Annotated in this window: 22 protein-coding genes and 2 tRNA genes; 11 read left to right on the plus strand and 13 right to left on the minus strand. The window is 42.6% G+C overall.

The genetic code is table 11. The annotated features are described in order from the left end of the window. Positions 1-191 precede the first annotated feature (191 nt). Positions 192-809 (minus strand): cysteine hydrolase family protein, encoded by a 618-nt coding sequence (locus CXF60_RS06885; protein WP_102091343.1) that lies wholly within the window; start codon positions 807-809, stop codon positions 192-194. Between the two features lie 493 nt (positions 810-1,302). Between CXF60_RS06885 and CXF60_RS06890 the strand changes: the two genes are divergently transcribed. Both CXF60_RS06890 and lptG read left to right on the plus strand, forming a co-directional pair. Beyond that, positions 1,303-2,613 carry an LPS export ABC transporter permease LptF gene (locus tag CXF60_RS06890; protein WP_102091405.1) on the plus strand — a complete coding sequence of 437 codons (1,311 nt, stop codon included), beginning with the start codon at positions 1,303-1,305 and terminating at the stop codon, positions 2,611-2,613. Beyond that, on the plus strand, positions 2,613-3,821 hold the full coding sequence (gene lptG, locus CXF60_RS06895; protein ID WP_102091344.1) for an LPS export ABC transporter permease LptG: 1,209 nt from the start codon (positions 2,613-2,615) through the stop codon (positions 3,819-3,821). Before CXF60_RS06890 ends, lptG begins: the two co-directional genes overlap by 1 nt. Positions 3,822-3,941: 120 nt before the next feature. Here the strand turns inward: lptG and CXF60_RS06900 are convergent, their stop codons facing one another. Beyond that, complete coding sequence (locus CXF60_RS06900; protein ID WP_101204678.1) at positions 3,942-4,550, minus strand: class I SAM-dependent methyltransferase; 609 nt, start codon at positions 4,548-4,550, stop codon at positions 3,942-3,944. Positions 4,551-4,790: 240 nt separating this feature from the next. On the opposite strand from CXF60_RS06900, the gene CXF60_RS06905 reads away from it, so the two are divergent. After that, on the plus strand, positions 4,791-5,234 hold the full coding sequence (locus tag CXF60_RS06905; RefSeq protein WP_102091345.1) for a PH domain-containing protein: 444 nt from the start codon (positions 4,791-4,793) through the stop codon (positions 5,232-5,234). A gap of 63 nt (positions 5,235-5,297) precedes the next feature. Here CXF60_RS06905 and CXF60_RS06910 read toward each other — a convergent pair whose 3' ends face one another. From CXF60_RS06910 to recN, 7 genes are all read right to left on the minus strand, one after another. Next, positions 5,298-5,627 (minus strand): DUF3817 domain-containing protein, encoded by a 330-nt coding sequence (locus tag CXF60_RS06910; RefSeq protein ID WP_102091346.1) that lies wholly within the window; start codon positions 5,625-5,627, stop codon positions 5,298-5,300. 68 nt (positions 5,628-5,695) lie between these two features. Beyond that, positions 5,696-6,634 (minus strand): site-specific tyrosine recombinase XerD, encoded by a 939-nt coding sequence (xerD, locus tag CXF60_RS06915; RefSeq protein WP_102091347.1) that lies wholly within the window; start codon positions 6,632-6,634, stop codon positions 5,696-5,698. A gap of 66 nt (positions 6,635-6,700) precedes the next feature. Beyond that, positions 6,701-7,027: a sulfurtransferase TusA gene (tusA, locus tag CXF60_RS06920; RefSeq protein WP_102091348.1), complete on the minus strand. Its 327-nt coding sequence runs from the start codon at positions 7,025-7,027 to the stop codon at positions 6,701-6,703. Between the two features lie 83 nt (positions 7,028-7,110). Then, the gene (locus CXF60_RS06925) at positions 7,111-7,605 is read right to left on the minus strand and encodes a hypothetical protein (protein WP_102091349.1); all 495 of its coding nucleotides are present in this window, start codon (positions 7,603-7,605) and stop codon (positions 7,111-7,113) included. 86 nt (positions 7,606-7,691) lie between these two features. After that, positions 7,692-8,267, minus strand: a complete 576-nt coding sequence (gene ruvX / locus CXF60_RS06930) for a Holliday junction resolvase RuvX (RefSeq protein ID WP_227673305.1) — start codon at positions 8,265-8,267, stop codon at positions 7,692-7,694. 50 nt (positions 8,268-8,317) lie between these two features. After that, positions 8,318-8,881 (minus strand): YqgE/AlgH family protein, encoded by a 564-nt coding sequence (locus tag CXF60_RS06935; protein ID WP_102091350.1) that lies wholly within the window; start codon positions 8,879-8,881, stop codon positions 8,318-8,320. Positions 8,882-9,048: 167 nt separating this feature from the next. Further along, positions 9,049-10,728: a DNA repair protein RecN gene (gene recN / locus CXF60_RS06940; RefSeq protein WP_102091351.1), complete on the minus strand. Its 1,680-nt coding sequence runs from the start codon at positions 10,726-10,728 to the stop codon at positions 9,049-9,051. A gap of 765 nt (positions 10,729-11,493) precedes the next feature. On the opposite strand from recN, the gene CXF60_RS06945 reads away from it, so the two are divergent. Next, the gene (locus CXF60_RS06945; protein WP_057757729.1) at positions 11,494-11,829 is read left to right on the plus strand and encodes a pyrimidine/purine nucleoside phosphorylase; all 336 of its coding nucleotides are present in this window, start codon (positions 11,494-11,496) and stop codon (positions 11,827-11,829) included. Positions 11,830-12,050: 221 nt separating this feature from the next. Continuing rightward, positions 12,051-12,821, plus strand: coding sequence for a 23S rRNA (guanosine(2251)-2'-O)-methyltransferase RlmB (rlmB, locus tag CXF60_RS06950; RefSeq protein WP_102091352.1), 771 nt, complete (start codon positions 12,051-12,053; stop codon positions 12,819-12,821). On the opposite strand, the gene coaE is transcribed toward rlmB, so the two are convergent. The 4 genes from coaE to pilB all read right to left on the minus strand — a co-directional run bounded on the left by coaE (position 12,784) and on the right by pilB (position 17,649). After that, a complete protein-coding gene (gene coaE, locus CXF60_RS06955) occupies positions 12,784-13,470 on the minus strand; it encodes a dephospho-CoA kinase (RefSeq protein WP_102091353.1) in 687 nt (228 codons plus the stop codon). The two genes, rlmB and coaE, sit on opposite strands and share 38 nt — an antisense overlap. A gap of 126 nt (positions 13,471-13,596) precedes the next feature. Continuing rightward, positions 13,597-14,496, minus strand: coding sequence for a prepilin peptidase (locus CXF60_RS06960; protein WP_102091354.1), 900 nt, complete (start codon positions 14,494-14,496; stop codon positions 13,597-13,599). Between the two features lie 7 nt (positions 14,497-14,503). Next, the gene (locus tag CXF60_RS06965) at positions 14,504-15,727 is read right to left on the minus strand and encodes a type II secretion system F family protein (RefSeq protein WP_102091355.1); all 1,224 of its coding nucleotides are present in this window, start codon (positions 15,725-15,727) and stop codon (positions 14,504-14,506) included. Positions 15,728-15,939: 212 nt separating this feature from the next. Further along, the gene (gene pilB, locus CXF60_RS06970) at positions 15,940-17,649 is read right to left on the minus strand and encodes a type IV-A pilus assembly ATPase PilB (RefSeq protein ID WP_102091356.1); all 1,710 of its coding nucleotides are present in this window, start codon (positions 17,647-17,649) and stop codon (positions 15,940-15,942) included. Positions 17,650-18,023: 374 nt separating this feature from the next. On the opposite strand from pilB, the gene tpiA reads away from it, so the two are divergent. From tpiA to nusA, 6 genes are all read left to right on the plus strand, one after another. Continuing rightward, positions 18,024-18,836 carry a triose-phosphate isomerase gene (gene tpiA, locus CXF60_RS06975; RefSeq protein ID WP_102091357.1) on the plus strand — a complete coding sequence of 271 codons (813 nt, stop codon included), beginning with the start codon at positions 18,024-18,026 and terminating at the stop codon, positions 18,834-18,836. A 214-nt stretch (positions 18,837-19,050) separates the two neighbouring features. Next, positions 19,051-19,359, plus strand: a complete 309-nt coding sequence (gene secG, locus CXF60_RS06980; protein WP_021814138.1) for a preprotein translocase subunit SecG — start codon at positions 19,051-19,053, stop codon at positions 19,357-19,359. 141 nt (positions 19,360-19,500) lie between these two features. Next, positions 19,501-19,584: transfer RNA gene (locus CXF60_RS06985), tRNA-Leu, on the plus strand. A 123-nt stretch (positions 19,585-19,707) separates the two neighbouring features. Then, positions 19,708-19,784: transfer RNA gene (locus CXF60_RS06990), tRNA-Met, on the plus strand. A 452-nt stretch (positions 19,785-20,236) separates the two neighbouring features. Next, positions 20,237-20,737, plus strand: coding sequence for a ribosome maturation factor RimP (rimP, locus tag CXF60_RS06995; RefSeq protein ID WP_057757748.1), 501 nt, complete (start codon positions 20,237-20,239; stop codon positions 20,735-20,737). Between the two features lie 135 nt (positions 20,738-20,872). After that, positions 20,873-22,357, plus strand: a complete 1,485-nt coding sequence (gene nusA, locus CXF60_RS07000) for a transcription termination factor NusA (RefSeq protein ID WP_057757751.1) — start codon at positions 20,873-20,875, stop codon at positions 22,355-22,357. The last annotated feature ends 78 nt before the right edge of the window (positions 22,358-22,435 follow it).

A 22,435-nucleotide genomic window follows, 5' to 3' on the forward strand; every position in this document is an offset into this window, starting at 1 on the left:
GATTTGTATGACTGCTTATACCTGTCAGATTATTAGATTATTTGGTCTGTTGAGCAATCACAGTAGTGTAGCATATTGCGATAATCATGCGCAGTTAGCAAGGCTTAGGTAATACGTTTGAATTATTATGCTGTGCTAACTTACGCTATGGTTTAGCGGTTACATTATCATTTTTCGATGATGCCAACATATTAGCCATTGACCAATTCATCGGTCGTTACCATCGCGGCAAATCTGTCTTGTAGTGCTGCCATGGCAGTGTTATGCATGATTTCAGCGCTTATCGGCTCTCTATTAGCGCTAGGTAGGTCGCGAGTGGCACAGGCATCATGGCAGACAAAACTATCGAAACCTAAGTCAAATGCGGCGCGGACGCTTGAGCTGACGCACATATGACTCATAAAACCCGCAAAAATGATCTGCTTTTTTTCTGCTGCTGAAATCAGTGGTTGTAATTGCGTATCATAAAAGGCATTCGGATGCTTTTTGGCAATTACTGTTTCGCCATCTTGCGGCTGCAATTGCTCGACTATCTCAACATTAGCTGATAAAGGATCAAAGACATTGCCATTCTTGGCGCCATGATGGGTAATGTGGAAGATAGGTAAATCTTGCTGACGCGCTTTATCGAGTACTAGGCGCGCATTGGCGATGGCTTTTGCCCCAGCGTCCCCTAATGGCATAGCGCCATCGACGTATTCGTTTTGATAGTCGATAAGAACCAGCGTGCAATTTGACCAGTCAAGCGTATCGAATGTGCCGCCAGCGAGTTCAAGTAGGGTAGAGGGTGTAGAGGTCGTTTTATTCATTAGTATTATTCTCCGTTTGACGATATAAGTATATTTTTCTATCAGTCAGTCTAGCAACTAATAACAGAGATAAATGTTTGATGATACGAATGACAAACAAACCTTTCTAAAATAAATAAAGCAAAAACTTAGCGCTAGAAATACTATCAATTCGATGTAATTTGAGGTTTTATCAATTATTTATCCAATATTTGCTATGTTTGTTACTTACTGTCAATAATGCGCTCTCAGCAAGGTGTAGGTAATGTTTTCAAACACATTTCACAGCCATTTTTAGGCAAAACATGCTAGCATTAGCGGTTATATCTGTTGCTTGTGTTTATTGAGTATGACTAACCAGTCGCTCAGTAACGTTTACCGTTATTTGAGTATGTAAATGGCCCATATCATGCTGATGATATGTCGTCGTACGTCCTAGATATTCAGTAAACCTATCATCAATCGCGCGCATACTAACTGTTTAAGAGTACCCATTGTGATATTACGCCGCTACATGACACAACAAGTTGCCTCGACCACTGCCTTAGTTTTGGGGTTTTTGGTAGTGATGATGCTCGGCGGTCGTTTGATACGCTATTTTGGCATCGCTGCTGAAGGTCGTTTGGACGTCAGCCTACTGTTTACGATCATTGGGTATAACCTACCGTATTTTTTAGAGCTGATTTTACCGTTAGCATTCTTTATCGCTTTGATGCTGGTATTTGGCCGCTTATATGTCGATCAAGAAATGGCAGTGATTAATGCTAGTGGCGTATCTCGAGGTAAGCTTGCTCGGTTAATGACACCATTAATATTGGCATTGTTCGTCGGCGAGGCGGCGCTATCTGTCGTTGGTAAACCTTGGGGTGTCCGCTCGTCTGAGGCGGTCTGGCAGCAGCAAGCATTAACCAGTGCGTTTGATTTGATTCGTCCGAACGAGTTTATCAGTAGCGGCAATTATCATTTATACGTGGGTAGTCTCAGCGATGATAAGAAAAAGTTGCAAGATGTGATCTTGATCCAATCTGAACCTGCGAAAAAAGGTAGTGCTGCCGAAAGTGTCGATGCTACTGCCACTGATATGAATAACACGATTGACAGTGAAACAGCCGAACAAATTGGTATTTCTGACATATCAAAAGATATTATAAATAGTGGTGCAAAGGACATTAGCAAAGACACCATTACGCTGGCTAAGCGTGCTGAGCAAGTGGATACCGGCAATAGCGGCGTGACTCAGTTGGATTTGTTCCAAGGACGTCGTTACGAAGTTGGCGCAGGCAGTCTGAAATATAACCAAGTCGCTTTTGATCGTTATCGCATCACCTTGACTGAGTCTTCACAGGAAGTTATCACCGAAGATAATATTGAAACGCAACAGATTGGACCATTGTGGCAAGCCGCCACGAGTAGCTCACCATCAGGCACTAATAGTGCAATGCGTGCTGCACAAGGTGAGCTTGGCTACCGTTTGGCGCTACCATGGCTGATGATTATCGCGCCTATGTTGGCCGTGCCACTGGCGCAAGTCCGTCCGCGTCAAGGACGTTGGCTGCGCCTGTTTCCTTCTATCTTATTATTTGTCAGCTGTGCATTAGGTATCATCTCGCTAAAAAACGCAGTGAGCAAAGACAGCATCAGCGTATGGGCGTATGCATGGCTTATCTTAGGATTTATGGCATTGGCGCTTTATATGAATTGGGGTAGCCGCGTGCAACATCGATTGCGCTTTCGCAAACAAGAAAATAGGCTAGCCGCTGCCGCAACTAACTCAGTTAATGACATAGATAACCAGAACAACAGCTCACAAGGAGGGCAGTCTTAATGCGCTCTTTATTTGCTAAGTCAGCCAAGTCTGATCAATTGGCTAAGAAACCTGCCAATCTAAAAGTCCTTAGTCGCTATGTCAAACTCAACGCTCTATTGGCTATTATCGCTGCCGTCATTGGCTTATGGGCATTACAGCTGATTTTTTCTTACTTATCAGAGCTGGATTCGTTAGATGATAACTACACCATGGGTGAGGCGCTCAAATATATCTTTTATCGTTCGCCTTACTTTTTAGAGCAATTTATTCCAACGGGTGCGCTATTGGGTGCTGTCATAGGCTTAGGTTTGTTGGCCAATAAAAGTGAGCTGGTCGTCATGCGCGCGGCTGGGGTCAGTATTTATCGTATCGTCGGCTGGGTATTACAGCCCGCTTTGATATTTGTACTACTGGCATTGGCTATCAATCAGTTCGTCCTACCGTCCTCTAACCAGTTAGCAAAACAGATTAATGATGAGGATAGCACCTCACTGGTCACCTCAGTACGCGGCTACTGGACGATACAGCCACGATTTGAAACCGCAGAAGATGGCAGTGCTACACCTGATGGTAGCGACGTTTTATATATCGATTATGCTGATGTCGCAGGCAATATTGGCGAAGTGAAACGCTGGCATTTGGATAACAACGGAAATTTGCAAACCGCTGTCCATGCGGAAGGTGGAAAGTATACTGGCCGTAAACCAATTGATGTGAATAGTGAAAAGCCAAGCGAGCAGTATCGTTACGAGTGGCAGCTAAATGATATGGTTGAGCTCTCTATCAATCAGGGCTTTGAGAGTAGCCAAGCTATTTCACCATCAGATACGTTAAGCTTACCTTTTGCCCCAGAGTCTGTGTATCTGCTAACGCGTAAGGCAGAAGATTTGTCATTGACGCAGCTGTATGAGCATCGCACGTTTATGCATCAGCAGGGCAATCGTTCTTTAGATCATGAAGTCGCATTTTGGCAAAAGCTACTATCGCCATTATCGATATTGTCGCTGGTGATTGTCGCTTGCTCGTTTGTCTTTGGCTCGCTACGGACGCACAGCTTAGGCTTGCGTATCGTCGTGGCGTTGTTGTTTGGACTACTATTTAGCTATATTCAAGACTTAGTTGGTTTTGTATCGCTAGCCACAGGCTTTTCACCGATGCTTATGGTGCTATTGCCGATTATCGGCAGCGCGCTATTGGGTGGATACTTGATAAAACGCCAGATGTAAAAAGACAGTTGGTTATACCAAATAAAAAGCACGCTAAATCTAATTTAGCGTGCTTTTTTATGTCGATTTCAATTTAAGCTTCAGTTTAAATGGCTGAAATTCAATCAGGCAAAGTTAAAACTAGTCTTTGGTCGCCATCGTAATCGTATAGGTTTTACCTTGCTTGATTTTGTCGCTATTGCCAAACACTTCGGTAAACGAGCGCTTAACAAATTGGCGTAGGCCATTGATGGTGACGACATAAAAACGGCCACCTTTACGCATACGCGCATAGGCATCGAGGAAATATAAATAATGCTGCTCTTTGCCTACTTTGGCTGGCAAGTTTGACATCACAAGACTAAAGTCTTTGTCTTTTGCCACATGATTAAAGCCATTTGATAAATGCACATCAACATTGTTTAGACCATTTTTCTCACAGTTACGGCGTGCGTATTCTACCGCCATAAAGTCTTTATCAATCAGCGTATGCTGACCATTCGGACATTCACGCGCTGCCGTCATACCAAGTACACCATAACCACAGCCTAAATCGATCGAATCATCATCTTGCTCAAAATCTACATAATCAAGCAGCATCAAGCTACCATCATCGAGCTTTTGCGGTGAAAAAATGCCCCACGTGGTCGCAAAATCAAACGGCTTACCCAGTACTTCTTGGCGAAAATTGATATCTTCGCGCCAGTGTTCGGCGTTTTTTAATAGGTCAGCAGGTGGTCTATGGCTCATGGGATTCTCGGATAATAGATAGGAAAAAGGTAGTGCGCAGCCCATTTAGGCAGCATGTATATCATGACGCACTTTAATAAGGGTATTGTAACGAGAAAAGGATGGGTTTGCAGCTATCTATTTCTAGAACTGCATTTTGCTATATCGCAAAAAATTCTAAGAAAAATGTTAGAGACATTAGATAAGAGGCATCGCTTAAGATAGAATCAAATTTAACCTGATAGTTGCTAAGTATTATTTATGCCAGACATTACATTCGTATCTAAAGTAGACTTCTGGCTTGCACTGTTACTTTGGGGTTTGAGTTTATTTACTGTGTCTGTTCCATTATGGCAGTGGAAGCGAGGTGCTCACAAATCCCTCATACAAACCATATTAATGACGGTTACTCTCATACCTATTGCAGCACTAATGCTCATCCCTTTTTTCGGTACTCAGTACATATTAACGAACGAACAGCTACAAGTAGATAGTGGATTCTCTGTTCAAAAAATTGAGATTACAGATATCACCTATATTACGCCGACTCGAAGTATGAGTTCTGCGCCAGCACTATCATTGGATAGGATTAAAATATCATATCAAGATGAAGAAATACTAATCTCACCAAAAGACAAGTCACGTTTTTATCGGGAGATACAGGCACGTAATCCAAGTATAGCGATAGATGAAGCAGGCGAATAGAATAGCATTATAGTTAGCCGCGTTGAGCCATATATCGTTCCTGATGTTGAATTTTTCTTGAAACTACTTACTCAAACTCTTATTTAATAAGTGATCAAATATAAATGGTCCGAATGGCAAAAACGAGCCGAGCACACCAGCAGGTAGCGCCCAAAGCGGCATTTTTATTCTGCTCGCGGTGATGATTAATACCATGACATAAGCAACGAATAATACCCCATGCACTGGACCGACATAGCTTACCGCTTCTGGAATATCGAACATATATTTGAGTGGCATCGCGATACCAAGTAACAATAGAAAAGACGTACCTTCTAAATAACCCATGATAGTGAGGTTTCTAAGTGCAGAGTTTTGACGCTTCGTTAAAGCAGACGGTTGAGCTTGCGACACGATATATTCCTTTTACAATCATCAATAATATTAGATTTCAATGCTGCCCATATGACAATATGGTAAGGCTACCCACGTGGATGATGCTCGGCATGTAATTTCTGCAATCTTGCCGTTGCAACATGAGTATAGATTTGCGTGGTGGATAAATCGCTATGTCCTAGCAATAACTGCACACTTCTTAAATCTGCACCATGATTGAGCAAATGTGTGGCAAAGGCGTGACGTAGCGTATGCGGGGATAACTCTTTATCGATACTGGCAACTTTGGCGTACTTCTTAAGTAGATACCAAAAGTTCTGCCGCGTCATATAACCACCTTGCGCCGTCAAAAACACCGCTTGGCAATTCCCCGACTTCAAATGGGCAATCAAATCACCACGTCCATGAGAAAGATAATCTTCCAATGCATCCGCTGCATATTCGCCGAGGGGCACCAGTCGAGTTTTATTACCTTTCCCCGTGATTTGTAGCCAGCCTGAGTTTAGATTCACTTGCTCTAATGAGAGGTTGATCAACTCACTCACCCGCAGACCGCAGGCGTATAAAACTTCTAGCATGGCTTTATCACGGAGACCTAGCGCGGTGCTGGTATCAGGTGCGGCAAGGAGATTATCTACGTCAGCCTCGGCTAAGTCTTTTGGCAGCGGACGACCTAGCTTTGGGCTTTTGATACGCTCACAAGGATTGTCTTCGCGTAGATTGCTGGCGATCATCCATAGATAAAACTGACGCAAGCTTGAGAGCATACGCGCTTGGGTACGTGGGGTTTTGCCATCTTGAGCAAGGAGTGACAGACAGTGCAGCACATCATCAGGCTGCCAGCGTGTCAGGGCGATAGAATTGGTCAGCTCACAAGAGCGTAGGTCACGGACATAAGCATTACGAGTACGCGTCGCTAGACCGCGCGCTAGCATGGCTTGACGAAACTCAGTCATATAAGCTGGCTCATCATCGACCGCCAATGCTTTAGGTTGACGCTGTTGCACGGCACGATCACGGCTCATAGGACAATACTCAGGTAGGGGTTAAGTTAGCAATAACAGACAGTTATTAAAATAATGCCAAACCTATCATGCCATTTTTTTCTTAACTAGATAGCGATATAGCGTCACGCTTGCAGGCGTATCCTCATCGCTATCGATGGTGATTTCATCAGGATCAGCATCTAAGCTCACGTTTTCAGCTAGCGTTTCTTGACCGATTAGCTCATGACCCAAATGACGACAGAAATTCGGAATGTCGCGCGTGGTAGCTGGATCTGTCGCCAATATTTCAATCACTTCCCCACCATCTGCTCTTCGAATAACGCGGTGTAGCATCATGACGGGCTCAGGACAGATCAGCCCTTGAGTATCTAAGTGATGGTGGATAGGCGTGTCTGGTATAGAAGTGTTCATAGTCATTATCGTGAAGCTAAATAAGTGAATTTGAGGGTGAGGAGTTTGCTTAAGTGCTTATAGTGGCGTACTTTGTAGATCATCTACGCTTCAGTAATTTCAGTCTCTTCATCGGCATCAGGCGTACCAGCTACTTCTAAAAAGTTAAAAAACCGCTTAAAGCTTACTTTAAATAAAAATGCCACGCCCAACCAACAAGATAGTCCCAACCATGCAGTATCGGCAAAAATTAATCCACCAACCAATATAATAGTCGATACGCCAATACTCATGGCAATCATCGACGGTTGATTTAAGCGATAACGATAAACGACCAATGCATCGTAAATAGTAATAGGTATCGTGAGGGCTACCAGGGCGTAGGGCAAATTATAAAATAATTGATAAAGCAACTGGTTATCATGGAAGGCTTTGATACTAGCAATCGTGCCAAAGACCACAAATGCGAAAATAGCCGCATAAATGAGATAAATCGCTATTTGGTTGGCACGCTGTGCACCTTTAATACGGGCAATAGCAAGCGGAGCAAAACCATGCTGTGACTTATGTTGCGAAGATTGGTCTGAGACAGTGGTCATAGTAATCAGTCATTTATCCGTTAATAGGTACGATGTATCGAAGTGACATTATAGCCGCACACGTGTCTTTTACCTATTTGGCTGCTTTATTCTGCTTTGATTGCATCGATAGCGATACTGCTATTAGGATCAGCAAAATAGGTCGACATTAGGATACAAGCGGAGATATCATCGATTGGGTCGCGTTCGTTTTTGATCCAACCATTGTCCCATGCGATTTCTCTTGCTTCGATTGAAGTCAGCCGTTCATCACACAGTGATACGGTCACTGGCAAATGCTGCTCCATTATTCTATGGGCCAGACGACGAGCGAATTTGTGCGCTCGTTTTGAAAGCATGGAGCTAGTGCCATCCATATTAAGCGGTAGGCCAACCACGACTTGCGCCACGCCCCAGACTTTGATGATACCAATTAAGTTGTCCCAATCTGGCTGCCCGTTATTCATTGCCAAAATGTCAAAGGCACGTGCCGTCTGTGTGATGGTATTACCGAGTGCCATTCCCATCTTTTTGACACCGTAGTCTAGTGCCAAGATAAGATGCGGCTTTACCTCTGGCTCAATAGTTTCAGCAGTGCTATTGCTACCGTTATCGAGAGTATCAATATCAATGTCATTATCTATAGCGTCTGTGCTACTGGCTGTAAAAGTACTATCTACCATAGTAATGGGTGTCCTTTATGTCTTTATCTAAATTCGCAGAGCGTATGAGATTACGCATGACCTATGTCACTACTAAGATAGTCGAAATTGACTCCGATTTTGTCGGCTGCGATTTGCCAGCGTTCTTCAAACGGTGTATCAAATAATAAATTCAGATCAGCAGGGCAGACTAACCAATTACCATTACTCAGTTCTTGGTCTAGCTGTTTCTTACCCCAGCTGGCATGACCTAGACACAGCTGATAGTGACCGACGCCTTGACCTGCGGCGATACGTTTTAGAATATCTTGGCTAGTTGTGATGCAAACGTTCTCCGAAATAGCAAAAGAAGACGCCCATTCTGGCTGACCAGTATGCAGCACAAAGCCGACCTCAGGATACATAGGGCCGCCCTCTAATGCCACATCTTCCATCACCTGCGGATTGGTCACTTCAATATCTAAATCTTCTAGCAGCTTACCTACGCGAGATTGCTCGAGCGGACGATTGACCATCAGACCTAGCGCACCATGCTTGTCATGACGGCAAATATATATAAGTGCCTGCTCAAACCTTGGGTCTGACAGCTCTGGTGCTGCAATCAAAAAATGATGGGTCAAATTGGTTTTAGACATAGAAACAAATGCAACCTAATAATAAGGGTGAAAGACTACTATATGGTGATAATCAACAGAAAAGCAAGATTCGCACTAATTGCTACTGACCATCATACAGACTCAGATAACCATCCGTTTTGATGAAAACGAACGGTTATTTAACGTTAGATAGGTCAGGTAGAGCGTTATTTAACATCGGATAATAAGCTGCGGGCATGATCGCGCGTGACATCAGTAATAATGACACCACCAGACATACGCGCCAACTCGTCTACTTGCGCACTGTTGGTCAGTATGAGTAGCTCGCTTTCGGTCTGTTCTTGATGGTGCTTTTGTACCAAGATATGTTGATGCGCTTGTGCTGCGACTTGTGCTTGGTGTGTGATGGCTAGCAATTGCTGTGTTTGCCCAAGCGAGCGTAGCAGTTCGCCAACCACTTGCGCAGTACCGCCACTGATACCGACATCAACCTCATCAAATACCAACATAGGCTTGGCGGCATTGTTATCAGCATTGGTCGCTTGTAGTACTTGCATCACGAGTGCCATACGTGACAGTTCACCACCTGAAGCAATTTTATGTAGGGGCTGCATTGGCATACCGACATTGGCGCTGAATAATAAATCAATATCGTAGCAACCTTGTGCATTGTAATGACTAGGTTCAGATTTTTTGGTAAAGACAAATTCACAGCGAGCATTGGGTAGCGCAAGCGGTTGTAGTTGTTTGATGAGTTGCTTACTAATTACCGGGGCAGCTTTTGTGCGCTCTTTATTTAACTGTGTGGCCAGAGCGAGATAGTCTTGCCAAGCCTGATCAATTTGCGCTGCCATTGCATCACTACTTGGCTCGTTCTCTAGCTGCTCTAATTGCGCTTCCCAGCCTTTTGCTTCATCAATTAAATCACTCGCTGGCAAGCTATGCTTACGTGACAGACGATGTCCTAAGCTGATTAAATTGTCTAGTGTTTGCAATCGTTCAGGATCAGGTAGCTGCTGTTCGGCATAATCTGATAGCAGCGCAGTCACCTCAGTGATTTGCTGCTGTGCTAGATGTAGCTGTTCAGAAGCTTGTTCAAACGTTTGGCTAACGCCTACTTGGTTGTCACAGAGTTTAATTGCTTGTCCGAGCAAGGTCATGACGTCTGGTTCATCAGTATCATTGTCGAGCAAATGCAGACCATGACTGGCCTCTTGCATTAAGGCTTCAATATTGGAGAGCTCTTCGTGTTCAGATTCAACTTCTGCGTAATCCACAGCTAATAACGGGGCAATATCTGCTAATTGGCTCTGCAACAACTGAATACGATCTTGACGCTGGGCTTCGCGGCTCGCGATGTCATCTGCGCGACGTTTTAGCTGCTGATAGGCTTGATAGCTACTGGCAGTTTGGATGGCTAGCGGTGTTATCTGTGCCATCTCATCAAGCCATTGCACCACAAATTGCGGCTTAAGTAATGCTTGCTGAGCATGTTGGCTATGTATATTGACCAGTAAAGCACCTAAACTCTTTAGCTCCGCTAAGCTAACCGGTGAACCATTTAGCCATGCTTTTGAGCGGCCAGTATTGCTTAATTGTCGACGAATAAGTACTTCAGGCTCTTCTAGCGGTCGATCATTTTTGGCAAACCAGTCAGCGACGACGCTGTTATTTTCTACATCAAATTGAGCGTAGATATCTGCATGCGCAGCGCCATGCCTGACCATTGCACTGTCTGCTCGCTCACCGACACATAGTGATAGTGCATCTAGCAATAACGACTTGCCAGCACCTGTTTCACCAGTGATGACATTAAAACCTTCAGCCACGCTCAGCTCATGCTGAGCAATCAACGCAAACTGATGTAAAGTTAACGATACTAGCATCAACGCCTCTCAGGACAGACAATGGACATCATATAAATCTTAGGAAGCCATCTATAAATAGGGTAAATAAGGAAGTGAAAATATCTATTTAAACTTGCTAATTAGATAAATATTGTAGGCAAATAGTATGGTGTTAAATGTGCGTAAATACAAACTTTAAGACGAGGTATAACAGAATTTATTATTGGGAGATTACCATAAAACTATTAAAAACTGACAATAAATCATCGACATAATACCTATGATATTAATCATTAGGGTCATTGGATATCCAAAGATAAGCATAGTATGAGAAGAAGTGTTTTGACTGATAATGATAAAAAGGTACCTAAAATGATGGTCTAGCATCCGCCTAGAAAAATACCAAATGAATATTAAAGGAACGGGTAGATACTTGCCATCGAATAGAATTTTCCTAGTCGCTTTAACAAACTTTATAGATATAATGTGGTAGCATAATCTCACATAATGATAAACTCTTCTTATGAGTTTGATGCGCTATGCAACCTAATAACGAGTCATAATTTTGTAAAATTGTAGGCGTATAGTGGTGAAAAATATGCCACTCGATCATTATTCAAAAGCGTTTTCATAGAACCTGTGGCTACCTTTAGCGCGCAGATATCTACTATAGAGGGATAAAGTATTTAAAGCAGGCATGTTTGCTTACTGGTCGCGTATTTGAAGCCCAGTGCAACTCTGTCAGTACTTTAACCCGTTACTTATTTTTTAGTTTTGCCATAATTATTTGATAAGGAAGCCACTATGACAGCGGCGCAATTTACTAACGTAACAGTTAATGCCCAAGCGACAGTATCTTATGATGGTCGCTGCTCAAGCCATACCATTATGTTTGAGGATGGTCGCCATAAAACGCTAGGCGTGATCTTACCTTGTGACAACTTGGTTGAGCATTATCACTTTAGCACTAATACCTCTGAGCGTATTGAAATCACCAGTGGTGAGTGTGAAGTGAAGATCAATGGTGATGATGAATTCAGCTACTACCGTGCAGGTCAATCATTTGTCGTTGAAGGCAATAGCGGTTTTAACCTACGTACTGAAGAGATTGTTCAATATGTCTGTCATCTAGAAGGCTGATATTATTAATAGGGCGCTTGAGCTTTCATTCTAGCGCCTGTTCTATCACACATTAGTGTTTCGAGAAAATAAACAATATCGGATTGGTATTGTTTATTTCTTTTTTGACGTTTGATTTACTGTTTTCTCATCATCAATGAGCTATGACAGTTAAAGCCGACGTTATCCTCTTTTATCCCGTCGCCCAGTGCGATATCCACTTCATATTTAGCAGGCATATTATGGCAAAACCCATTTATTTTTACGGCATTCATGCCATTGATGCGTTACTTAAACACCGCCCTTTGGATGGTCTTAGCTTGTTTGTGCAACAGGGACGCGAAAGTGATAGTCATGTACAAGCGATTATGGCTGAGGCGGAAGCTAATGGTATCAGTATCCAGCCGACCCAAAAAGATAAGCTGACACAGCTATGTGGTAGCCCGCAGCATCAAGGCGTGGTACTCAATGCTCGTCCGCTAGGTTTTGCTGATGAAGGTCTGCTTGATACCATTATTGGTCGCGAACAGTGCTTATTGTTAGTGCTAGATCAAATCACAGACGCACATAACTTTGGCGCTTGCTTGCGCACAGCCGTAGCAATGGGTGTGGACGCCGTGGTTTGTCCGAAGCACCATGCAGCAAGCCTGACGCCCACAGTCGCTAAAGTATCTGTTGGGGCCGCAGAGATGATGCCGATTATTAGTGTCACCAATTTGGCACGTACACTTTCGCACATCAAAAACGCAGGAGTATTTGTGTTTGGTACGGCGCTCAATGCCGATGCGAAGCCTATCCATGCCGCTGATCTGACTGGCAAAATCGCCATCATTATGGGGTCAGAAGGAGAGGGGATGCGCCGCCTGACAATGGAGAGCTGCGATGAGTTGGTTTATATTCCGATGTCAGGAAACGAGCATGGCAACCTACAAAGCTTAAACGTAAGCGTCGCTACTGGTATGGCTCTATATGAGGTTAATCGCCAGCGAACTTTAGCTGCTGGGCAAGCGTAAGGTACTCTTGGTGTAGGGGTTCTAGCTGTAAGTATAGAGAGGCAAGGTCGCTCTCGTTGAGTATGATATCGTCTGCATGACGATTGCGCTCTTCACGACTAAGCTGGTTGGTCATAATGGCTTTGATTTTTTGAATACTTTGATCATCACGCTGACTGGCACGCGCAAGCTGCGTGTCTTCGGTGGCATCCATCACAAGGATACGTTGGCATAAATTGGCAAGACCCGCTTCTGCTCCCTCAATGAGTAGAGGTGCGGACAATACCACATAAGCTGAGGTACTAGACTCTAACTGTGCTTTCGCTGTCTCACGTATCGCTGGATGCGTGATCGCCTCAAGCTCAATAAGCGCTTCAGGGTTTGCAAATACATGCGTACGTACAGCGGCCCTATCCATTGACCCATCACCATTTAACACCCAATCACCGAATCTTTTTTGGATTTTGCGCAGAGTATCGCTGCCTTTAGTAACGATCTCATGAGCGATCACATCGGCATCGATAATATCGATCCCTTGCTCAGAAAACCAAGCACTAGCGGCAGATTTACCACTACCGATACCACCCGTCAAACCAACCACAAGCTTCTTATTTTTTGGTTGCGAGGTTTGTGGTTGGTGTGAATAAGAATGCGATGTATTTTTTGACATAATAATGGCTTATCTGACAGATAGAACAATGAATGCAGTTTTGAACTCACAATCGGCCTTTTAAGGTTTCGTTCATGGGTCACTGCCGAAAATTTACTATAATAATCTAGTGTACGCTATCAGTTATTAGACATACATACCAAGATACCAGCTAACGATATCTGAGCCGTATAATAAGGCAACGATACCTGCTATAGCGATATAAGGCCCAAAAGCAAAAGGTCGACTTTCACCCTGTTTTTTCATCAAGATCAATCCAACGATAGAGCCAAGCAAAGACGATAGTAGGATGATTAAGGGTAACATCATAGGTCCAAGCCAAGCACCTAATACTGCCAATAGTTTAAAATCACCTTGACCCATTCCATGTTTTTTAGTGATTAAATAAAACACCTTGACTACTATCCATAGCGATAAAAACCCAAATAGTAATCCCCATATCGACTGTGTTGGTGAGACAAACCAGCTTTGTGAGTTTACCGCCAATCCTAAGCCTGCCAAAGGAAAAGTTAGACGATCAGGTAGTAGCTGTGTGTCAAAGTCGATACCTGTTAGAGCAACCAGTGTCCATACTAAAACCAATGCGAACAAACCTGTAGTATTTACCCCAAACTTATATATTACTAACACAGACAGGAAGGCAGTGACTAGCTCAACGAGAGGATAACGCAGACCAATAGATGCTTTGCAGCTTGAACAGCGTCCACGTAGTAATAGCCAGCTTACTAAAGGAATATTTTCATACCACTTAATTTTATGTGCGCAATGAGGACAGCGCGATGCAGGTCGACTTAAAGTAATCGGTTGGTCAGTAGCGACAATATTTGCTATGGGTAGCGTATGCTCGCGTGGCATATCTGCCTGTTCAGACATAAACTGGCTACACTCCTGTCTCCAACCATACACCATCATCAGCGGTATGCGATGAATCACAACATTTAAAAAACTACCAACGCAAAGACCTAATAGGCCAAACACGAATAAAGCTAGGGTGATGTTTTCTTGTAGTAACTGTATAAACTGCATCAAATCATTATCCTACTACTGAGCCCATTTGGAAAATTGGCAAGTACATTGCGATGACTAGGCCACCAACTAACACACCTAACACTGCCATAATTAACGGCTCCATCAAGCTGGTCAATCCATCAACAGCGTTATCAACTTCGTTTTCGTAGTAGACAGCGACTTTATCTAGCATTTCTTCTAAGCTACCAGACTCTTCGCCAATACCAACCATCTGAATGACTAGACTGGGGAATAGGTTGGTCGAGCGTATGGAAAACTGTAATTGCTGACCAGTGGATACATCATTCTTAATTTGCTGAGTGGCATTATAAAATACAACATTATTAGTCGCACCGGCAGTAGAATCTAGGGCATCAATAAGTGGAACACCCGCGGCAAAAGTTGTAGATAGTGTACGAGAAAAGCGTGCAATAATCGCTTGATAGGCGATATTGCCGAATATTGGAGCTTTTAAGACAGCACGGTCTAAAAAGTCACGAAATTTCTTAGATCTTTTTTTAGCTTCTGAAAAGCCAATAATTGCACCGCCGATAACAATAATAAGAATAAACCACCATGCCTGCATCCATTCAGACATGCTAACTACCATCTGTGTAAAGGCAGGCAGCTCTGCGCCAAATGATTCAAATAGATCAGAGAATACAGGTACTACTTTTATCAATAGAATCATGGTGACAATGATAGCAACTATGATTACAGCAATAGGGTATTTCATTGCCTTTTTGATTTTTGCTTTGAGAAGCTCACTTTTTTCTTTGTAAGTAGCGACTCGTTCAAGCATCGTCTCAAGTGCACCGGATTGTTCACCCGATTCGACGAGTGAACAGAATAAATCGTCAAAATAGCGAGGATGTTTGCGCAAGGCAGAGGCAAAGGTACCACCTGCCTCAATATCTGCTTTTATTTGCAATACTAAGTCTTTCATACTCGGATTATCGAGAGAGTCGGCGACAATTTCAAAAGACTGAGTTAACGGTACACCTGCTTTCATCATTGTTGCTAATTGCCGAGCAAAAATAGCAATATCAATGGCTTTAATGGCTTTCTTGAAGGTATAAAGTGGCTTTGGTTTTTTCTTAATCCCTTTAACCGTGATACCTTGTTTACGTAGGGTTGCCTTCGCTAACTCTAAGCTGCGACTGGTAGTTTCGCCCTTTACCTTCTGTCCGCGTCGGTTTACACCGTCGTAAACAAAGTCTAACAACATATCAGTCTTAGCTTTTGCCATAGTACTACCCTCAAAATGGTCCAATATATATTGTATATTTACAATAGAATACCAGACTTAAGATACCAGTCAGGCATACTTTATTTTAGCGTAAAAAACCAGTGTCTATCTGTTTTATTTTTAAAAGTATCTGATAAAGAACATTGCTGGTTTATGAATCAGTTACCAACTAATAGTTGGAGTACTAAGACTTATAATATAAATTTTATTTATTATTCAGAAGTTACTCGCATCATTTCTTGAATACTCGTGACACCTTGCAACACCTTTAAAATCCCAGAACGACGTAGGTCGCGAAAACCATTTTTGATGGCAGCGTCTTTGATATCTATTGCGTTACCATCTTCCATGATGATGCGTGAAATATCAGGACTCACTTTCATCACCTCATAGATACCTACACGACCTTTATAGCCTTCACGGCATTCATTACAGCCGACTGGTTCATAAATAACGTTATCAGTGTTATCTAGATCAGTATCGGTAAAACCAATCTCTAATAAGCTCTGACGCGGGATGTTAATAGGTTTTTTACAGTTCTTACAGAGACGTCGTGCCAATCGTTGAGCAATGACTAGGTTGACTGATGTGGCAATATTAAAAGAGGCGACGCCCATATTACGTAGGCGCGTTAGTGTTTCGGGTGCTGAGTTGGTATGCAAAGTAGAAAGAACCATATGTCCAGTCTGTGCTGCCTTAATAGCGATCTCAGCAGTCTCAAGGTCACGAATCTCACCGACCATGACAATATCAGGGTCTTGACGTAAAAAAGACTTAAGCGCATTGGCAAACGTTAGACCAACTTTAGCATTGACATTGACTTGGTTAATTCCTTCAAGGTTAATCTCGACTGGATCTTCAGCCGTTGAGATATTGGTTGCGCCAGTATTCAAGATGTTGATACCAGTGTAAAGTGATACTGTCTTACCAGAACCAGTAGGACCAGTGATAAGCAACATACCTTGCGGTTTGTGCAACGCCTCTAGAAACATTTCCTGCTGATCTGGTTCATACCCTAACGCATCAATACCTAACATGGCTGAGGATGGATCAAGGATACGTAAAACAAGTTTTTCACCAAACAGTGTTGGTAGTGAGTTGACCCGGAAATCAATCGCTTTATTTTTAGAAATTTTAAGCTTAATACGCCCATCTTGCGGTACCCGACGTTCTGAGATATCCATTTGCGACATGACTTTCAAGCGTGCTGCAATTTTATTCGCAAGTTGAACTGGTGGATTGGCCATTTTTTGCATGACGCCATCGACGCGAAATCGTACTCTAAAAGACTTTTCGTATGGCTCGAAATGTAAATCAGAAGCTCCCATACGGATAGCATCGACTAGCATTTTATTAACGAACTTTACAACAGGTGCTTCGTCGATACCATCATCAAGCTTGGTCTCGTTTTCCTCTTCCTGTCCATCATCGAAATCGACATTTAAATCACTATCAGAGAAGCTATCAAAGCTCTGCATCGTATCTGCGTATGCACTTTCGATACGCTTTTTAAGCTTATTTTCTTCGACAACAATGGTTTCTATCGACAGTCGAGAGTTAAAAGCAATCGCATCAATAGCATCAACGCGTGTGGGATCACTCAGTGCGACAAACAGGCGTTGTCCTCGTTTAAAGAGTGGTAATGCATTAAACTTGCGAACGATTTTTTCATCCACCAAGTCTTTTGGAATAACATCAACGTTTAATGCATCAAGATCGAATAGAGGGTCGCCGAAAGCTTGGGATAGCATTTGGGCAAGTTGATAAGCATCGGCCAATTTATTGTCTACCAGATAGGGTACCAGTCCTATTTGCTGCTGTTGCGACTCAATCTGCGCCGTCTTCATATTCGCTTCGCTAACGACACCGTCGCTAATCAGTTGCTGCGCTAGACCGCCGTACTTACTGGTTGCGATAGACATTGTAACCTCTCCTTTGATACAAAATATTCTGTAGAAATGCTTGATATTACAAGCTATACACTTGTCGTTGCTAGTCGATAACTGTCTTGCTTTGTTTATCCTATCTACCTGTATATCTATATATAGAACTAGCAATAATATTTGATTTTATAAACTCTGTAGTATAGAACTTTACTTTAGTTTGAAAAAATTATATATACCATTAGACGACTAGCTCGTAAAAATAACGGTCTATTGATGTATTATCTGTAGATAAGTTTGCAGAAGTGATTCTGCTCATGGTGGCACGCTACTATAGCACTTACGAATTATTTGTTATACTGACGCGCATATTAGCCGAATTGGCATGAATACATGAGACAAGGTAAATAAGTATGCAAGCTTGGGTAATTGGCAATTGGAAACAGAATCCTGCGACTAACAGTGCTGTCAATGTATTGTTAGACGACTTATTGACTAAAATTAATACTGAAGAACAAGCCAACTCGCAGACATCAAAAAACCGCTGTAAATTAATGGTAGCGCCCAGTTGTGTGCATTTAAGTACAGTGAGTACACGTCTAGCAGATAGCTCAATACTCTGTGCCGCACAGGACGTTAGTACTTATAGTGCAAGTACAGGAGCCTATACGGGTGACTGCTCAGCACAACAGGTAGCAGATGCAGGTGCTACTTGGACGCTACTTGGCCACTCTGAGCGTCGTCAATATCACAAAGAGTCTCATGAATGCCTGATAAGCAAATTGTCTCATGCGTTTTCTCAGAAATTAGGCGTGGTGTTTTGCATCGGCGAAACGCAAGAGCAGTATGACAATGGTCAAACACTCGAGGTTATCAATGAGCAACTCTCGGTGATTAAAGACTTACTGACTCAGCAGCCAGGTTTAGCATCATCGTTATCTGAAAAGCTGCTCGTCGCTTACGAACCTGTATGGGCCATTGGTACAGGTAAAGTGCCTACTGTGGCAGAAGTGAGTAAGACTCATCAGTATATCAAGCAAACGGTTGCAAGCTTTGCTGATATAACAGATACGATTACCGTATTGTATGGCGGTAGTGTTAATGCTGATAATGCCAATAGTTTTGCTTCTGATGCTATGATTGATGGGGCACTAGTAGGCGGTGCTTCATTAAAAGCAGAGAGCTTTCTAGGGATTGCCGATGCCTTTAACCAAGCCAATGCTTAAATGAATAAATAACGCTCAGATATCAAGATCATAGCTTATAGAGAGTATGGTTTTATCGGTTAGTAAAAGTAGGTTTAACACTACCCTTGCAATCGTGTACAATGCGCCTTATTTATATAGTCGATTTGGCATTTGATCATGCCGATTGTCATTCTATTAACCTTACGTTTTATTTTCCGTTATCAGTCGTCATTACGCGGCAAAAGAGGCCACCATGTTTACGTTTATATTAGCCCTGCATATTATTGTGGCCATTGCCATGATCGGCTTGATTCTGATACAGCATGGTAAAGGGGCAGACGCTGGAGCTTCTTTTGGTGCTGGTTCATCAGGTACCGTGTTTGGCGCAGCAGGAACTGCTAACTTCTTGACACGTGCTACGGCAGTACTAACGGTCATATTTTTTATTACGAGTATGACGCTTGCTGTTCATGCGCGTAAGCAAGCAGAAGATCAGTTTCGTCTAGATGCGCCAGTTTCAGCACCGCAAACGCCGCGTCCATTGACTCAAAATCCTGAGTAAGCCTCTTTTAAGTAGGCAGCGCTTGCTATTTTGATAGGTTAGATTTACAATGCTTTCCTGTTTTCGCAACTCCTGTTCTGTAGATGCCTACCTTAAGCATTATTGATTATAGACTGGATGATAGAAGCAGAGCAGTACAATGCGATTGTGGTGGAATGGTAGACACGCCATCTTGAGGGGGTGGTGGCGAAAGCTGTGGGGGTTCAAGTCCCCCCAATCGCACCAAGTTTTACAGACGCAGCATAGCGTCAGGTTGGATTTTTAGTAGATAATACTAATTTTATAATTAATTTAAAAAAAGTATTGACACTTCTACGAAACCTCCCTATAATATGCGTTCTAGATTGATGCGGGGTGGAGCAGTCTGGTAGCTCGTCGGGCTCATAACCCGAAGGTCGTTGGTTCAAATCCAGCCCCCGCTACCACTTTTTATACTGATGTTTTGTACACTAAATTTGTCAGTACCGATTAGCCCACCATTATGTTTGTGGGTTTTTTTGTATCTGAAGGTCAGTGTTATCGCGGTATCTATCCTACTTATGCTAAGCTCTAAGTCTATAGAGTATGATATTACTCGTCACTGGTCATCATCGGCCGCTACCGGCACGATGCTTCTTAAGCAACACTATCTTTTATTCCTCATACTTTTATCGATAGTAGTGCTTTATAAATAATAAAAGCATTGTTTGGCCGAGCTTGATGTTTTTTACGCTCGTCCCTATATAAATGCACAATATGTATCATATATTTGTGATTTAAAATTATATACTGACCGTTATTCTTATCATTACAAGATTGCTATATATAGATAAGAGTCAATCTTTAATATGGTTTACTAAGTACGATAGATAAGTGAATAGGAAAATACAAAGAGATTATGAAGCTTTCGACTAAAGTTGCAGAACTGACTAATATTATTGCCCCTGCCGTGGCCGCTTGTGATGTGTCACTATGGGGTATCGAGTTTGCGCCACAAGGTCGTCGCTCTTTACTACGTATCTATATTGAGGCATTGCCAGAAGAGCAAGCCCAAGATAAACAAGTAACGATTGAAGATTGCGCGGCAGTGAACCATCAAGTAAGCGGTATCTTAGAAGTTCATGATCCTATCGCTGGTGAGTACATCTTAGAAGTATCTTCACCTGGTTTTGACCGTGCGTTTTTCTCAGATGAGCAAATGCATGCGTATGTTGGTCAAACTGTGAGCTTGCGTCTGATTCAAGCTATCGGTACAGGCGATCAGAAACGTCGTAAAGCCACAGGTACTTTAGATAGTATTGATGAAAACTCTTTAAAACTGACGTCAAGTGATGGCGAGCAGTTTGAGATTGCATTAAGTAATATTGATAAAGCCAATTTGATTTATGAAGATGCCTAGATTTTTACTAGGGTAACTGTTTATAGATAGACAGTTTTATCTTCCAATAGCTTATGTGGCTTATAGCAACTATATAATAGCAGCACCCAAATTATAAAATTTAAGTCAATTAAAAAATGATAGGACAGGTATAGCATGAGTCGTGAAATCTTAACGGTAGTAGAAACTGTCAGTAATGAAAAGGGCTTAAATCCTGAAGATATCTTTGAAGCAATTGAAGACGCTTTGGTGGTATCGACTAAAAAGAAAGTATATACCGAGCAGCCAGAAGTGGCTGTACGGGTAGCAATCGACCGTGCAACTGGCGATTACGATACTTATCGTTACTGGACAGTGGTTGCAGATGAAGACCATGAAATGCCAGCTTGTCAGCTTGCTATCACCGATCTTGATCAGGAAGAATGGTCAATTGGTGATATTAAAGAAGAGCAAATTGAGTCAATCGAATTTGGTCGTATTGCTGCTACTCAAGCCAAACAGGTCATCATCCAAAAGATTCGTGAAGCTGAGCGTGCATTAGTTGCAGATGCTTTCGAGCCACGTGTTGGTGAGATGATGTATGGCGAAGTCAAAAAACAGACTCGTGATGGCTATATCATCGATTTGGGTGACAATGCCGAAGGTTATTTGTCACGTGATCAAATGTTGCCACGTGAACAACTTCGTGCAAAGTCGCGTATCAACGCTATCTTGTACCATGTGAACCGTGAAAACCGCGGTGCGCAGTTATTGTTATCTCGCACGCATCCTGAAATGCTATCAGCATTGATGCAAAAAGAAGTGCCTGAGATTGCAGAACAAATTATCGAAATTCGTAACGTCGCTCGTCTGCCAGGTACTCGTGCTAAAATAGCCGTGAAGACTAACGATCATCGTATTGATCCAGTTGGTGCCTGTATTGGTATGCGTGGTACACGTATCCAAGCAGTACAGCAAGAGTTAGACGGTGAGCGTATTGATGTGGTGGTATGGTCAGATGATCCTGCCCAGTTCATCATCAGCTCTCTAGAGCCTGCTGACGTAAGCAGTATCATTTTAGATGAAGATACGCAAACGGCAGATATTATCTTTAGCACCAATGATCAGTTGGCGCGTGCTATTGGCTCACAAGGTCAAAACGTACGTTTAGCGTCTGAGTTGACGGGCTATAAGCTTAATATGATGCTTGAAGAAGAGTATCAGCAACGTCAACAAAACGAATCGAAAGCGTTTATTGAATTATTCTATGAGCGCCTAGAAGTAGATAAAGATTTAGCACAGGCGTTGGTCGATATTGGTTTTACCAGTATCGAAGAAGTTGCCTATGTACCAGTTGAGACTTTCTATGATATCGAAGGTCTAGACGATGAAGCGATTGATATGATTCAAGAGCGGGCTAAAGAAGTTGTCATCGCTGATGAACTGGTCAAACAACAGAACATGAAAGAGCCAAGTCAAGAGCTTCAAGAGCTTGAAGGTATGACAGTCAGTTGGGCTTATAAAATGGCGCAAAAAGACATCATTACTGTTGATGACTTGGCAGAACAAGCCGTCTTCGATCTAGAAGATATCGAAGGATTAGACTCTGAAACTGCAGGAAAACTCATCATGAAAGCTCGGGAATCTTGGTTCGATGAATAAGCGGTAACTGCATATCGCTGTCTTTTGGTGATATGCTATTGAGAATAAAGCGCTGATATTATTTATAAGTATCAGCCT

Origin of the sequence: Psychrobacter sp. 4Bb, from assembly GCF_002836735.1 — a bacterium.
Classification (GTDB): Bacteria; Pseudomonadota; Gammaproteobacteria; order Pseudomonadales; family Moraxellaceae; genus Psychrobacter.

Excerpts from the sequence above, each read along its gene's own strand:
- CXF60_RS06885 (WP_102091343.1), bottom strand. The coding sequence starts at position 809 with ATGAATAAAACGACCTCTACACCCTCTACCCTACTTGAACTCGCTGGC.
- CXF60_RS06890 (WP_102091405.1), top strand. The coding sequence starts at position 1,303 with ATGACACAACAAGTTGCCTCGACCACTGCCTTAGTTTTGGGGTTTTTG.
- lptG (WP_102091344.1), top strand. The coding sequence starts at position 2,613 with ATGCGCTCTTTATTTGCTAAGTCAGCCAAGTCTGATCAATTGGCTAAG.
- CXF60_RS06900 (WP_101204678.1), bottom strand. The coding sequence starts at position 4,550 with ATGAGCCATAGACCACCTGCTGACCTATTAAAAAACGCCGAACACTGG.
- CXF60_RS06905 (WP_102091345.1), top strand. The coding sequence starts at position 4,791 with ATGCCAGACATTACATTCGTATCTAAAGTAGACTTCTGGCTTGCACTG.
- xerD (WP_102091347.1), bottom strand. The coding sequence starts at position 6,634 with ATGAGCCGTGATCGTGCCGTGCAACAGCGTCAACCTAAAGCATTGGCG.
- tusA (WP_102091348.1), bottom strand. The coding sequence starts at position 7,027 with ATGAACACTTCTATACCAGACACGCCTATCCACCATCACTTAGATACT.
- CXF60_RS06925 (WP_102091349.1), bottom strand. The coding sequence starts at position 7,605 with ATGACCACTGTCTCAGACCAATCTTCGCAACATAAGTCACAGCATGGT.
- ruvX (WP_227673305.1), bottom strand. The coding sequence starts at position 8,267 with ATGGTAGATAGTACTTTTACAGCCAGTAGCACAGACGCTATAGATAAT.
- CXF60_RS06935 (WP_102091350.1), bottom strand. The coding sequence starts at position 8,881 with ATGTCTAAAACCAATTTGACCCATCATTTTTTGATTGCAGCACCAGAG.
- recN (WP_102091351.1), bottom strand. The coding sequence starts at position 10,728 with ATGCTAGTATCGTTAACTTTACATCAGTTTGCGTTGATTGCTCAGCAT.
- CXF60_RS06945 (WP_057757729.1), top strand. The coding sequence starts at position 11,494 with ATGACAGCGGCGCAATTTACTAACGTAACAGTTAATGCCCAAGCGACA.
- rlmB (WP_102091352.1), top strand. The coding sequence starts at position 12,051 with ATGGCAAAACCCATTTATTTTTACGGCATTCATGCCATTGATGCGTTA.
- coaE (WP_102091353.1), bottom strand. The coding sequence starts at position 13,470 with ATGTCAAAAAATACATCGCATTCTTATTCACACCAACCACAAACCTCG.
- CXF60_RS06960 (WP_102091354.1), bottom strand. The coding sequence starts at position 14,496 with ATGCAGTTTATACAGTTACTACAAGAAAACATCACCCTAGCTTTATTC.
- CXF60_RS06965 (WP_102091355.1), bottom strand. The coding sequence starts at position 15,727 with ATGGCAAAAGCTAAGACTGATATGTTGTTAGACTTTGTTTACGACGGT.
- pilB (WP_102091356.1), bottom strand. The coding sequence starts at position 17,649 with ATGTCTATCGCAACCAGTAAGTACGGCGGTCTAGCGCAGCAACTGATT.
- tpiA (WP_102091357.1), top strand. The coding sequence starts at position 18,024 with ATGCAAGCTTGGGTAATTGGCAATTGGAAACAGAATCCTGCGACTAAC.
- secG (WP_021814138.1), top strand. The coding sequence starts at position 19,051 with ATGTTTACGTTTATATTAGCCCTGCATATTATTGTGGCCATTGCCATG.
- rimP (WP_057757748.1), top strand. The coding sequence starts at position 20,237 with ATGAAGCTTTCGACTAAAGTTGCAGAACTGACTAATATTATTGCCCCT.
- nusA (WP_057757751.1), top strand. The coding sequence starts at position 20,873 with ATGAGTCGTGAAATCTTAACGGTAGTAGAAACTGTCAGTAATGAAAAG.